The 12,858-nt window shown below is 68.1% G+C and carries 14 protein-coding genes and 1 pseudogene; 11 read left to right on the top strand and 4 right to left on the bottom strand.

Annotation, left to right across the window (positions count from 1 at the left end; genetic code table 11):
* Nucleotides 1-2 precede the first annotated feature (2 nt).
* Both G5B40_RS04470 and G5B40_RS04465 read right to left on the bottom strand, forming a co-directional pair.
* Nucleotides 3-836 (bottom strand): class I SAM-dependent methyltransferase, encoded by an 834-nt coding sequence (locus tag G5B40_RS04470; RefSeq protein ID WP_165095541.1) that lies wholly within the window; start codon nt 834-836, stop codon nt 3-5.
* Between the two features lie 42 nt (nt 837-878).
* Entirely contained in the window at nt 879-1,487 is a 609-nt protein-coding gene (locus G5B40_RS04465; protein ID WP_165095539.1) for a TlpA family protein disulfide reductase, read from the bottom strand.
* Nucleotides 1,488-1,565: 78 nt separating this feature from the next.
* Between G5B40_RS04465 and G5B40_RS04460 the strand changes: the two genes are divergently transcribed.
* Nucleotides 1,566-2,039 carry a YcgN family cysteine cluster protein gene (locus G5B40_RS04460; RefSeq protein WP_165095536.1) on the top strand — a complete coding sequence of 158 codons (474 nt, stop codon included), beginning with the start codon at nt 1,566-1,568 and terminating at the stop codon, nt 2,037-2,039.
* Nucleotides 2,039-3,076 (top strand): threonine aldolase family protein, encoded by a 1,038-nt coding sequence (locus G5B40_RS04455; protein WP_165095534.1) that lies wholly within the window; start codon nt 2,039-2,041, stop codon nt 3,074-3,076. Before G5B40_RS04460 ends, G5B40_RS04455 begins: the two co-directional genes overlap by 1 nt.
* Before the next feature lie 60 nt (nt 3,077-3,136).
* On the opposite strand, the gene hslO is transcribed toward G5B40_RS04455, so the two are convergent.
* Entirely contained in the window at nt 3,137-4,126 is a 990-nt protein-coding gene (hslO, locus tag G5B40_RS04450; RefSeq protein WP_165095531.1) for an Hsp33 family molecular chaperone HslO, read from the bottom strand.
* A gap of 147 nt (nt 4,127-4,273) precedes the next feature.
* Here hslO and G5B40_RS04445 point away from each other — a divergent pair, with 147 nt between their 5' ends.
* From G5B40_RS04445 to G5B40_RS04410, 8 genes and pseudogenes are all read left to right on the top strand, one after another.
* Nucleotides 4,274-4,837, top strand: coding sequence for a hypothetical protein (locus G5B40_RS04445; protein ID WP_165095528.1), 564 nt, complete (start codon nt 4,274-4,276; stop codon nt 4,835-4,837).
* 25 nt (nt 4,838-4,862) lie between these two features.
* The gene (locus G5B40_RS04440; protein WP_246209706.1) at nt 4,863-5,315 is read left to right on the top strand and encodes an NUDIX domain-containing protein; all 453 of its coding nucleotides are present in this window, start codon (nt 4,863-4,865) and stop codon (nt 5,313-5,315) included.
* A 194-nt stretch (nt 5,316-5,509) separates the two neighbouring features.
* Nucleotides 5,510-5,821, top strand: a pseudogene (rplU, locus tag G5B40_RS04435) (50S ribosomal protein L21); the annotation flags it as partial.
* An 18-nt stretch (nt 5,822-5,839) separates the two neighbouring features.
* The gene (gene rpmA / locus G5B40_RS04430; RefSeq protein ID WP_165095523.1) at nt 5,840-6,121 is read left to right on the top strand and encodes a 50S ribosomal protein L27; all 282 of its coding nucleotides are present in this window, start codon (nt 5,840-5,842) and stop codon (nt 6,119-6,121) included.
* A 76-nt stretch (nt 6,122-6,197) separates the two neighbouring features.
* On the top strand, nt 6,198-6,746 hold the full coding sequence (locus tag G5B40_RS04425; protein WP_165095520.1) for a GNAT family N-acetyltransferase: 549 nt from the start codon (nt 6,198-6,200) through the stop codon (nt 6,744-6,746).
* Nucleotides 6,743-7,780 carry a GTPase ObgE gene (gene obgE, locus G5B40_RS04420; protein ID WP_165095517.1) on the top strand — a complete coding sequence of 346 codons (1,038 nt, stop codon included), beginning with the start codon at nt 6,743-6,745 and terminating at the stop codon, nt 7,778-7,780. Before G5B40_RS04425 ends, obgE begins: the two co-directional genes overlap by 4 nt.
* A complete protein-coding gene (gene proB / locus G5B40_RS04415; protein ID WP_165095514.1) occupies nt 7,768-8,898 on the top strand; it encodes a glutamate 5-kinase in 1,131 nt (376 codons plus the stop codon). The genes obgE and proB overlap by 13 nt, the downstream gene beginning before the upstream one ends.
* 14 nt (nt 8,899-8,912) lie before the next feature.
* The gene (locus G5B40_RS04410) at nt 8,913-10,181 is read left to right on the top strand and encodes a glutamate-5-semialdehyde dehydrogenase (protein WP_165095512.1); all 1,269 of its coding nucleotides are present in this window, start codon (nt 8,913-8,915) and stop codon (nt 10,179-10,181) included.
* A gap of 94 nt (nt 10,182-10,275) precedes the next feature.
* Here G5B40_RS04410 and G5B40_RS04405 read toward each other — a convergent pair whose 3' ends face one another.
* Nucleotides 10,276-10,851 carry a YcbK family protein gene (locus tag G5B40_RS04405; protein WP_246209704.1) on the bottom strand — a complete coding sequence of 192 codons (576 nt, stop codon included), beginning with the start codon at nt 10,849-10,851 and terminating at the stop codon, nt 10,276-10,278.
* A gap of 250 nt (nt 10,852-11,101) precedes the next feature.
* On the opposite strand from G5B40_RS04405, the gene G5B40_RS04400 reads away from it, so the two are divergent.
* Nucleotides 11,102-12,793 (top strand): L,D-transpeptidase family protein, encoded by a 1,692-nt coding sequence (locus G5B40_RS04400; protein ID WP_165095509.1) that lies wholly within the window; start codon nt 11,102-11,104, stop codon nt 12,791-12,793.
* Nucleotides 12,794-12,858: the final 65 nt, after the last annotated feature.

Here is a 12,858-nt window from a genome sequence, read left to right as displayed (position 1 = left end):
CCTCAGCGTCCGCGAAACAATCCGAAAGCCCGCTTGCGGGGCGCAGCCGCGGCGCGCGCCGGCCGATAGGCGGGCGCGGTGAAGTTGTAGCGTTCTGCCGCCTTGTCGAACGCGGCGAGGAGCTGCGCGCCATAGACCCGTTCGATCAGCGCCCGGATCCGCTCCATCTGCTCTGCGTCGAGCGGCTCGGACAGCGTCCACGGCAGATGGATCGCCGCTTCGGCGATCTCGGCGAGGGCGGCCGTCTTCATCGTCAGGTCGATATGAAAGATGTTGCCCCGGTTCGCGGTGGAAGCCCTGCGGCGCGCCTCCGGGAACTGGTCGAAAAGATATTTCGGGCCGATGCCGATCGGGCGCGGCTGCAGCCGATAGAGCCGCAGATCGTGGTGGATGATCTTTCGCGATCCGCCGAGGACCTCCGACAGGAAGAGCGTGTCGATCAGCGGCCAGGGATGCTTGTGATTGCCGTCGACGAAGGCCATCTCGTAGCTCGCGCCGTGGTCGATGATGTCGAGCGCGGTGAATCCGAAACGCCGCTCCACCGTGATCGGGCCGCCCGGATAGATCTCGTCGATCAGGTAGCCGGCCGGTTTGCTCAGATCACCGAAGAACTTGTGGGAAAGATCGTAGGTGGTGAAATTCTCGCCCCCGTTTTCGGCCAGCATTCGGCAGATCAGGCCGCCGGAAATGCCGGAAGCGGCGCCGATCTCGACGAAGGCTTTCGGTCGGTCGGCGGCGATGACCTCCTGTATGAACATCGCCTCCTGGACGGAGACCGACCCCCAGCCCTTGCGCCAATGGGTTTCGAAGATGGTTTTGACTGTTTCGACGTCCACGGCGGCTCCTCATCTCGGCGCGCGGGGTCGGCGCTCGTGACGTTAACTGCCCGCAGAGGCCGGTGATGACAAGAGCAGGCGTGACTCGCGCGCGTTTTGCACCCCGATCAGCGCTTCGAGATATTCATGCGTCGCGTCGTCGGCCCAGGGCGCGCGCCCTTCGAACGCCGCGACGATCTGGCCGAAACGATCGACGATCACCGTTGTCGGCGTGCCGCGCATCCCGACCCGACGGGCGAGTGCGTGATCGATATCGATCAGCGGCGGCAGAAGGTCGAAGCCTCGTCCCTCCAGAAAGTCCAGCACCAGCTTTTCCGCGGGCGCTTCATCGACCGAGACGGTCAGCACCGAAAGCCCGCGGCCACGGTAGCGTTCCGCGAGCGCCTGCAACTCCGGCATCTCCTTGACGCAAATGGAGCACCAGGTCGCCCAGAACGTCACCACGGCGACCTCGCCGCGCCACGCGGCGAGCGACGTGACGCCGCCGCCGGCGATGCGGATCTCGGTTTCCGGCGCGGGGGCCTCGCGGGTGATGCGGACGACCTTTTCGTCGAAGCGCCCGCCCTCCGGCGGTCCGAAATGGCCAAGCAGGGTCTGACCGGCGACGAGGAATACACCGAGCCCGATCGTGATCAGGAAAATGCGCATCATGGTTCCATCTCTTGTCTCGGGCGTCATTATATGGCCCCTTGCGCCGCGATGGCGATGCGGCGCGGACGGGGTCACGGCATGGTGAGAAAAGAGGAGGGCGCCGCCGCGCTTCGTCCTGGTTTCTGGCGCGACCGCCCGCTCGACGATCTCAGCCGCGAGGAATGGGAGGCGCTCTGCGACGGTTGCGGGCGCTGCTGTCTACTCAAGCTCGAGGATGAGGACACTGGCGAGATCGCCTATACCGACGTCGCCTGCCGGCTTTTCGACGATGGGACCTGCCGCTGCGGCAATTATGCGCTGCGGTTCCAACTGGTGAAGGGCTGCGTGCGGCTCTCGCCCGAAACCATCGCGAGCGACAAGGACTGGATGCCGAAAACCTGCGCCTATCGGGTGCTGGCGGAGGGCGGCGATCTTCCCGAATGGCATTACCTTGTCTCCGGCAGTCGCGAGACGGTGCGGGAAGCCGGAATCTCCGTCCACGGCCGCACCGTTCCCGAATGGGAGGTGGACGAGGACGACTACGAAGACCGGATAATCGAGGGCATGATCTGATGTGGTTCACTTCCGACAACGCGGCAGGCGCCGCGCCTGGCGTGATAGAGGCGATGGCGCGGGCCGATGAGGGGCCGGCGATGGCGTATGGCGCCGACGCCGTGACCGAACGGGCGCGCGGACTGGTGCGCGAGGTTCTCGGCGCGCCCGACGCGGCGGTTCATTTCGTCGCCACCGGGACGGCGGCGAATGCGCTCGCCCTGGCCACGCTGACGCCGCCCTGGGGGGCGATCTGGTGCCACGACCACGCCCATGTCGAGGAGGATGAATGCGGCGCGCCCGAGTTCTTCACCGGGGGTGCGAAGCTCGTGAAGCTGGCCGGCGGCGACGGACGGATCGCGCCCGCCGCGCTCGACGCCGCCATCGGCGCGACCGGCGGCGCGGTTCATCACGTTCAGAAGGGCGCGCTCTCGCTCACCCAGGCGACGGAGGCCGGGACCGTCTATTCGGCGGCGGATCTCCGCGCGCTGGCCGGCGCCGCGAAGGCCGCCGGCGCTTCAGTCCATCTCGACGGCACCCGTTTCGCCAACGCGTTGGCGGCGACCGGCGCAAGCCCGGCCGAGATGAGCCACGAGGCCGGCGTGGATATCCTCTGTCTCGGCTTCACCAAGAACGGCGCCCTGGCGGCGGAGGCGGTTGTGATCTTCGACGACCGGCTCGCCTGGGAGTTCGAACTCAGGCGCAAACGCGCCGGGCATCTATTTTCGAAGATGCGCTTCGTCGCGGCGCAGGTCGCGGCGCTGCTGGAGGAAGACCGCTGGCTTCGTCTGGCCGAGCACGCCAACCGCATGGCGGCCGATCTGGCCGCCGGGCTCTCCGCCCTGCCGGGGGTTCGCATTCTTCATCCGGTCGAAGCGAACCTTGTCTTCGCGGAACTGCCCCGCGCGGCGCATGAAGCGGCGCGGGCGAAGGGCGCCGCTTATCACAATTGGGCGGGCGACGCGGGGCCCGACCATGTCACGGTCCGGCTGGTCTGCTCCCACGCGACGGGCGCGGACGAGGTGGATGCGTTGCTCGCCGCGTGTCGCGCAGGGTAGGGGGTTCTCGATCAGACCGGCGAGGATGTGGACGCCGTTGGCGTCCGCGCCATCGCCCCCTCAGTCCCCGGAGGAGAGAGACGCCGGGTCGAGCCGATAGGAGGCGCCGCAGAACTGGCAGTCGGCGGCGATAAGGCCATCCGCTTCGATCATCTCGGCGATGTCCTCCGCCGGGTATTGCGCCAACGCGGCCTCAACCCGCGCGGCCGAGCAGGTGCAGCCGAAGCGCACCGGCTGCGCCGGCCAGACCCGCGGGCGCTCTTCGTGAAAGAGCCGGACGAGAAGTTGATCCGCCGCCACCAGCGGGCCGACCAGTTCATGCGTCTCCACCGTGGCGAGCAGCATTGCGACCCGCTTCCAGTCATCTTCGCGCCCCTCCAGCCCGACGACGTCTTCGGCGCTCATCAGCCCGTCCTCGCCCGATGGCGCGTCGGGAGCGGCGCCGCCCGCGCCTGGCAATTGTTGGATCATCACGCCGCCGCCGCGCCACGCGGGCGCGGCGCCGGGCGTTTCCGACAGCGCGGTCTCGATGCTGAAGCGCGTCGCGAGTTGCTCGGATTGTGCGAAATAGACCTCCAGCGCCGCCGATAGCGCGTCGCCGGTCAGCGGCGTGACGCCCTGATAGGGCGCCATGTCCGGCCCCTGGTCAATCGTCACGCCGACGACGCCGGCGCCGAGCTGTGGAAAGGGCGCGGCGGTTGCGTCGATCGCATCGCCGTCGAAACTGGCGTAGGCGCGGATTCGCGCCGGCTCGCCTTCGCGCGCCGGGGCGAAATAGTCGGTCGCGATCAGCCGGATCGCCCCCTCGCCCCGAACCTGGAGCGAAAGCCGCCAGCGAAGTTTCATCGCCTGACCGATAAGCGCGCTCAGGAGCACCGCCTCCGAAACCAGCGCCGCGACGGGCGCCGGATAGGCGTGCGTGCCGAGAATCGCGTCCAACGTCCGGTCCAGACGCGCGACGCGGCCGCGCATGCCCGCTCTTTCCAGATGGAACGGCAGAATGCTGTCATCGCCGGGAAAATGGGGGGCTTCGGGCGTCTGATCGTTCATGGCGGGTCCGGTGTCGTGCACTCCGCGTTCTGATAGGGCGGATTGCGAAACGGCGCAAACCGGCGTCGGCGGGATTGCGGCCCGGGCGCGGAGCCGCGATGGTGCGGGCGGACGCATGCTCTTGATCAGGAAGGAAAGGAGCGCCCGATGGTTCGCATCCCCGCACTCTCCGCCGCACTCTGCCTTAGCCTCGCCCCTTTCGCCGCCGCGGACGAGATCGAAGACAGCATCGCCGCCGCGCTTGAAGCCTATCGCGCCGGCGACCTCGCCACCGCCAAGGACGAGATCGACTTCGCCGCGGTTCTGCTGGGTCAGAAGAAGGCGGAGGGGCTGGGCGCGTATCTGCCGGCGCCCTTGTCCGGCTGGACGCGCGAGGATGACGATTCAGACGCCGCCGCGGCCGCGATGTTCGGCGGCGGCCTGACGGCGGGGGCCGAGTACGTCCAGGGCGCGGAGCGGATCGAGATCCGGCTCATCGCCGACAGCCCGATGATCGCCGGAATGGCGGGGATGCTCGGAAACGCCGCGATGATGGCGGCGCAGGGTGAAGTGCGCCGCGTCGGCAAGCAGCGCTATCTCATCGCCCGTGACGGCCAGATCATGGCGCTGGTCGGCGGCAAGGTGCTGGTCCAGCTTTCGGGCGAAGGCGCGCTGGAGGACAAGATCGCCTATTTCGAGGCGATCGACTTCGCCGGGCTGGAGGCGTTTTGAGTCGGGCGCCGGCGCGGCGGTCCTGATGCGCCGGTTCGGCGGCCCGCGGCGCGAGGGTGTTCGCTATCGTATGCGGCCAGGCGCTTATGGCGTCATACTCGCCGGCCGCCGCGCGCTGCTCGCGCTGACCGAAAGCAAGGGCGAGGAAATCGCGCTGCCCGGCGGCGGGATCGAGGCGGGCGAAAGCCCGCTGCGCGCGCTCCACCGTGAGGCGATGGAGGAGACCGGTTGGCGTGTCAGCCCGATCCGCCGGATCGGCGTATACAGACGTTTCACATGGCTGCCGCAATACGGTTATCAAGCTGAAAAGGTGTGCCACATCTATCTCTGCGCCGCCGGCCGGCAAGTCGCGGCGCCGAGCGAGCCAGACCATCAGCCGATCTGGGTTGACGTCGCGCTCGCGGCCGAAGTCCTCAGCGGCGCGGGGGACCGTGCGCTTTTTCTGGCGGCTCTGCGGCGCGCCGGGATCAGCACATAGACCGTCCCCGCGCGACTTGACGGGTCGGGGCGATTCAGGGATAAGGCGCGCTCCGCCGGGGCGAATGAACCGCCGCCGGCGGCTAATGTTATGACGCCCCGACCGGGGCGCGCTGTCCGAGGCGGGCTGGAACGGCTCGAAAGCGCGGGAAACCGCCGCCGCAGGACGCGGATGCGAGAAAAGGAACGCGCGCGATGTTCGCGGTGATAAAGACGGGCGGCAAGCAGTATAAGGTCGCCGCCAACGACGTTTTGACGGTCGAGAGGCTGGCGGCGGAAGCTGGCGACACGGTCAGCTTCGACGAGGTTCTGATGCTTGGCGGCGAGGACGGCGTGACCGTCGGCGCGCCGCGCGTCGCCGGCGCCGCGGTGAGCGCCGAAGTGCTGGAGCAGACCCGCGGGCCGAAGCTGATCGCCTTCAAGCGCCGCCGGCGGAAGTCGAGCTCCAAGAGCCGGGTCGGGCATCGTCAGAATCTGACCGTCGTTCGCATCACCGCGATCAGCGCCGAGTAAGGAGAGAACGAGATGGCTCATAAAAAAGCAGGCGGTTCCTCCCGCAACGGTCGCGACAGCGCCGGTCGCCGTCTTGGCGTGAAGAAATACGGCGGCGAGGCCGTCATTCCCGGCAACATCATCCTGCGCCAGCGCGGCACCAAATGGTGGCCGGGCGCGAATGTCGGCATGGGCAAGGATCATACGATCTTCGCCACGGTCGAGGGTGCGGTGAAGTTTCACAAGGGCATGAAGGGGCGAACCTTCGTCTCCATCATCCCGAGCGCGGACCCGGCGGCGGAGGCCGCCGAGTAACGCTGGCTGCGAACAGAAATTTTCGCGAAAGGGCCGGCGCCGCGTCGGCCCTTTTGTCGTTTTCGGGGGTCATTGAATGCGCCTGCCCGACAAGATCGAGACCGAGCGGCTGACGCTCCGTCCACCGCGCCCGGCCGATTCCGGGCCGATGACGCTTTATGCTGGCGACCGGCGCGTCGCAGAGATGCTGGAACATGTCCCGCACCCCTATCCGCCCGGCGCCGCCGAGGCCTTCATCGAGCGTGCGGCGGCGATGCGGGCGGCGGAGCATGTCTGGGTGATGGACGCCGGTCGCATCGACGGCCCTGAGTTCATCGGCGTGATCAGTCTGAAGCCCGGCGCCGATAATGCGGTCCGCCGGCGGCTCGGCTACTGGGTCGGGCCGCCGTTCTGGAACACCGGCTACGCGTCGGAGGCGGCGGCGGCCGTCGTCCGCGCGGCGCGGGCGGCGGGCGCAGAGCACCTCGATGCGCGGGTCGTGAGTGGGAACGAGGCATCGGCGCATGTCTTGATCAACGCGGGATTCGTCGAGACGGGAGAAGAGGAGTTCTTTTCCGTGGGCCGAGGCGCGATGACGCCGCATCGGCTCTTTTCTCTCGATCTCACCGAAAAGGCGCGGCCATGAAGTTCCTCGACCTCGCCAAGGTCTATGTCCGCGCCGGAGCGGGCGGAAACGGCTGCGTCAGTTTCCGGCGCGAGGCGCTGGTGGAGTATGGCGGCCCCGATGGCGGCGATGGCGGACGCGGCGGCGATGTGATTGTCGAAGTGGTCGAGGGGCTGAACACGCTGATCGACTATCGCTACCAGCAGCATTTCCGCGCCGGGAACGGCCGGCCCGGCTCCGGCCGCCAGCGCACCGGCAAGGATGGAGCCGACGTGGTGCTGAAGGTTCCCGTCGGCGCAGAGGTGCTGGAGGAGGACGGAGAAACCCTGATCGCGGATCTCGACCAGGTCGGCCAGCGTGTGGTTCTGGCGCGGGGCGGCAATGGCGGTTTCGGCAATCTGCACTTCAAGACCTCCACCAACCAGGCCCCGCGCCGGGCCAATCCGGGCCAGCCGTCGGTCGAGCGGACGATCTGGCTGCGCCTGAAGCTGATCGCCGACGCCGGGCTGATCGGCGCGCCGAACGCGGGGAAATCCACGTTTCTCGCGGCGAGTTCGAACGCCCGGCCGAAGATCGCGGACTATCCTTTCACCACGCTCTACCCGCAGCTCGGCGTCGTCGGCGTCGATGGGCGGGAATTCGTGCTGGCGGACATTCCGGGCCTGATCGAAGGCGCGCATGAGGGCCGTGGAGTCGGCGACCGGTTCCTCGGCCATGTCGAACGGTGCGCCGTGCTTCTCCATCTGATCGACGCGACCGCGCCGGACGTGGCGGCGGATTACGCGATGGTGCTCGGTGAGCTTGACGCCTACGGCGCGGGCCTGGCCGACAAGCCGCGCGTCACCGCGCTGAACAAGATCGACGCGCTTTCGGCGGAGGAGGTGGCCAAGAAGCGAGAAGCGTTGGAGGCCGCGGGCGCGCGCGACGTGCGCCTTCTTTCCGGTGTCTCCGGCGAGGGCGTCGAAGGCGCGCTCCGCGCGCTCCGTATCGAGATCGAACGCGCCCGCGCCGACGAAGGCGCGGTCGAGGATGGGGACAGGCGATGGACGCCATGAGCGCCGGCTCGCGGCTCGCGCGTGCGCGCCGGGTGGTGGTGAAGATCGGCTCGGCGCTGCTGGTCGACGCCGCGAGCGGCGCAGTGCGCGCCGACTGGCTCGCCGGTCTTGCGGCGGATGCGGCGGCGCTGCGGGAAAGCGGGACGGAGGTGCTGATCGTCTCCTCCGGTTCGATCGCGCTCGGTCGCCGGGCGCTTCGCCTCCGGGCGGGGCCGCTGGCGCTTGAGGAGGCGCAGGCGGCGGCGGCGGTCGGGCAGATCAGGCTCGCCCGCGCCTACGAGGAAGCGCTGGGTCCACACGGTCTCAAGGCGGGGCAGGTGCTGGTGACGCTCGACGACAGCCGCGACCGGCGCCGCTACCTCAACTGCCGCGCCACGCTGAAGACGCTCCTGGATTTCGGCGTTATCCCGATCGTGAACGAGAACGACACCGTGGCGACGGACGAGATCCGCTATGGCGACAACGACCGGCTGGCGGCGCAGGTCGCCTCGATGGTCGGGGCGGATGCGCTGGTGTTGCTTTCCGATGTTGACGGGCTTTACGATTCCGATCCGCGCACCGACCCCGAGGCGAGCCTGATCCCGCTGGTGACGGAGCTGACGCCGGAAGTCGAGGCGATGGCGGGCGGCGTCGGATCGGCCGGCGCGAGCGGTGGCATGCGCACCAAACTGATCGCGGCGAAAACGGCGATGAAGGCCGGCTGCGCCATGGCGATCACTCTTGGCGACCGGGACCGGCCGCTGAACGCGCTGAATGCCGGTGCGAAGGCCACTTGGTTCGCGCCGGCGGCGACCCCGCAAGCCGCGCGCAAGCAGTGGATCGCGGCGATGCGGCCCGAAGGGCGGCTGCTGATCGATGCGGGCGCCGCGGCGGCGCTCCGGCGCGGGAAGTCGCTGCTGCCGGCGGGGGTGCGCGGGGTCGAAGGCGCGTTCAGCCGCGGCGACCCGGTTCAGATCGCGACCGAGGCCGGCGCGGCGGTCGGTGTCGCGCTCACGTCTTATTCGGCGGCCGAAGCGCGGGCCATCGCCGGGCGGAGGTCGAAGGAGATCGTCACGGCGCTCGGCCATCCCGGGCGTTCGACGATGGCGCATCGCGACGACATGGTGATCTGGGACTGAAGGAGAGCGACCCGATGGACGGCGATGTGCGTGATGCGACGACGATGATGGCGGAAATCGGCGCACGGGCGAAGGCGGCAGCGAACGAGCTGGCCTTCGCGCCCGCCGAGGCCAGGCGGGCGGCGCTGCTGGCGGCGGCGGATGCCATCGACAGTCGCGTCGGCGCCATCGAAGCCGCCAACGCCCAAGACATGGAGTTTGGCGAGGCGAAAGCGCTTTCCCCCGCGATGCTCGACCGGCTTCTTCTTACGCCCGAGCGGATCGCGGCGATGGCCGAAGGGCTTCGCGCCGTCGCGGCGCAACCCGACCCGGTGGGCGAAGTGATGGCGGAATGGGACCGGCCGAACGGGCTTCATATTCGCCGGGTTCGCACCCCGCTCGGCGTCGTCGGCGTGATCTATGAAAGCCGGCCGAACGTCACCGCCGACGCCGGCGGGCTGTGTCTCAAATCCGGCAACGCCGCGATCCTGCGCGGCGGTTCGGAGAGCTTCAACTCGACCATCGCGATTCACGCCTGCCTTGTTGACGGGCTCCGCGCCGCCGGCCTGCCCGAGGCGGCGGTGCAGATCGCGCCGACGCGAAGCCGCGCGTTCGTCGGCGCGATGCTGAGCGCGCCGGAATGGATCGACGTGATCGTGCCGCGCGGGGGCAAGGGTCTCGTCGGGCTGGTGCAGCGTGAGGCGCGTGTGCCGGTCTTCGCGCATCTCGAGGGGATCTGTCACGTCTATGTCGACGCCGGAGCGGACGCCGCGAAGGCGCGGGCCGTCGTTCTCAACGCCAAGACCCGCCGCACCGGGATCTGCGGCGCCGCCGAGTGCTTGCTGATCGACCGCGCGATCCTTGCGGATCTCGGCGCGACGCTGGTCGCCGATCTCGTCGCCGCCGGCGTGGAGGTGCGGGGCGATGCGGAACTCGCCGCGCTGCCCGGCGTCGTTCCCGCCGCCGCCGATGATTTCGGCCACGAGTTCCTCGACATGATCATCGCCGCGCGGGTGGTGGACGGGGTGGACGGCGCGATCGCGCATATCCGGCGCTACGGCTCGCAGCATACGGACTGCATCGTCACGGCGGATGACGCGGCGGCCACGCGGTTCTTCACCCGGCTCGACAGCGCGATCCTGATCCGGAACGCCTCGACCCAGTTTGCGGATGGGGGAGAGTTCGGCATGGGCGCGGAGATCGGCATCGCCACCGGAAAGATGCATGCCCGCGGCCCGGTCGGCGCGATGCAGCTCACGAGTTTCAAATACCTGGTGGACGGGGACGGAACGATCCGCGCGTGATCTCGTTTTCAGATCATGACCACATCACGGCGAGAACAAGAAAAACCCGGCGTGAAGCCGGGCTCTCTTCAGGACAGAAACGATGGGATGCGCGTCAGGCGCGTCCCCAGGACCGCACCGGCCCGCTGTCGATATGGGTGAAGGTGCGATAGCCGCCGACGCCGCCGGCGTCGATCCTGTGCGCGGCGCGCCGGATCTGGACGGCGGACCGGCTCTTCATCTGGATGTCGATCGCCATGCCCTTGGTGTGGTAGCTGTCGCGCGCGACGCCGCGGCTGCGCTTGCGAAGAAGCGCATTGGTCACAGGGCTCCTATAGCCGGAGACGACGCTCAACGGCTCGTTCGTATCGAGAAGGCGATAGGTCGCCGCAAGGATGTCGAGCGCCCTGAGATCGTAATCGATCACAAGGTTTTCCCGCCAGTCGCGGAGGATGAAGTCGATCTCCGCCTTGGCTTCGGGGATGTATTCGCCCTCGACCCAGTAGACGCAATTGAGCTTGTCACTGGTGCGCGGATTGCTCAGGTGCACCCTGCGGATATCGCCGGCGCCTTTCAGGACAGCCGGAGCGGCGAAGGCTTTCGGGGCTGAGATGAACGCCGCTGCTCCGACGAACAACCCAAAAGTGCTGCGGCGCGAGAGGGTCGCGCTCTTCTCTGTGATATCTGTCACTCTGTCCTCGGTCCGTTCTGAACGATTCAGCTTAAGACGCCGAATTCATTACTCTCTGGAAGTGAATGTCTCCTGAACGCGGACACCGGGCAAGTTGCAGTTTCGCTGCACGAGGCAGGCGCGATTTCGCCTTGGTGTGGGCGCAGGCAGGGTCTCAAAGCCATTTCGGTGCGGCTTTTTTCACACTTTGTGTTCGAAACTTTCAACGCCGCACGGGATAGGCATGGTTAGAACCGAACGGAGCGCTAATTTGCAGACAGGGATTCGCAATTGTAGTGTTGGAGCAACAGTGTCCAGAAATAGCCACAATATGCGCGTTATTGTCGCAGCCGCGATTTTCTTTGGCATTTCGCCATTTTCCGCCGCCGCGGTGGGCCAGTCGGAAACGACCGCGTCGGCGGTGGGGCCGCACGGCGCCGCGCTGAAGCTGGCGCTGGCGGGCTCCGGGGGCGCCGAGGGCGCGGCGCAGGACCATTATCAGGATACCGCGTATCGCGGCCTCTGGATCGGTCCGGCGGGCGATGATCAGCGCGCGCGCGCGCTGCTCGCGGCGCTGGAGAGCGCGGGTGCGCACGGGCTTCCGGACGGAAAATATCATACCGGCGCGCTTCGCGCGGCCGTGGACGCGGCCGCCGGCGGCGACTCGGCGCTTGTCGCGGTCGCCGAACTGGCGCTGACCCGCGCCTTCCTCACCTATGCCGACGATCTTTCCTATGGCGTGCTGGAGCCGGGCGCGGTCGATCGCGACATTCACGTGACCCCGCCGGTGCTGGACGAGGCGCTGCTGCTCGACCGCGTAGCGGCTGCGGGCGCGCTGGAGCCGGTTCTGCGGACGCTGGCGCCCGCACATCCGGATTACGCGCGCTTGGTCGATCTGCTCGCCCGGCTGCGCGCGCTGACGCCCGATGCGTGGGGTGCGCCCACGCCGGGCGGCGCCTCGATCCGGCCGGGCGAGTCCGGGCCGCGCGTCGCTGCGGCGCGCGCTCGCCTCGTCGCACTCGGCGATCATGTCGAAGATCCCGAGGCCGCCGCGCTTCACGATCCCGCTATCTATGATCAGGCTCTGGTCTCCAGCGTTCGCGCTTTTCAGCGCCGTCACGGGCTGAATGACGACGGCGTCATCGGCGCCCGCACGCTGGAGGCGATGAACGCCGGCATCGACGAGCGGATCGGCCAGGTCGAGGTCAATCTGGAGCGGCTCCGCTGGGTCAACAGGCCGCTCGGAAAGCGCCATATCGAGGTGAACCAGGCCGACTTCACCGTGCGGCTGATCGATGATGGCGCGACGCTGTTCGCCGAGCGCGTGGTCGTCGGCTCGCGTCGCCACCGCACGCCGGAATTCTCAGACGAGATGACGCATCTCGTTTTCAATCCGGTCTGGCACGTGCCGCGGAGCATTGCGTCCAAGGAGATTCTGCCCGCGCTGCAGGAAGATCCGGAATATCTCTCGAAGAAGAACATGCGGCTCGTATCGCGCGACGGCTATCAGACGCCCGATCCGGCTTTCACGGACTGGACGCTCTATTCAGCCGCCGATTTCCCGTTCGCGGTGAAGCAGAACCCGGGCGGCGGCAACGCGCTTGGCCGGGTCAAGTTCATGTTTCCCAATCGTTGGTCGATCTACCTTCACGATACGCCGTCGAAACGGCTGTTCGCGAAGGACGCCCGCGCCTTCAGCCATGGCTGCATCCGGGTGCAGGACCCGATGCGGCTGGCGATGGCGCTGCTCGAACTGCAGGAGCCGAATCCGGACGCGCTGATCGACCGGGTTCTGGCGAGCGGGCGCGAGACGACGGTCCGGCTGGACACGCCCGTGCCGGTTCATCTCGGCTATCGGACCGCCTGGGTCGATGACGAAGGACGGGCGCAGTTCCGCGGCGATATCTATGGCCGCGACGCGCGGGTTCTCGCCGCGCTTCGCGCCGCGGGCGTCGCTCAGTGAGGCGTTCACTCTGACGGTGCGCGTCGTCGCCGACCTTTCGACCTTTTCGCGGCGGGGGGTAGGTT

The sequence above is a fragment of the Pikeienuella piscinae genome, from assembly GCF_011044155.1.
Taxonomy (GTDB): domain Bacteria; phylum Pseudomonadota; class Alphaproteobacteria; order Rhodobacterales; family Rhodobacteraceae; genus Pikeienuella; species Pikeienuella piscinae.
The sequence above is the reverse complement of the archived record's forward strand: the minus strand, read 5'-3'. Positions and strand labels throughout refer to the sequence as shown.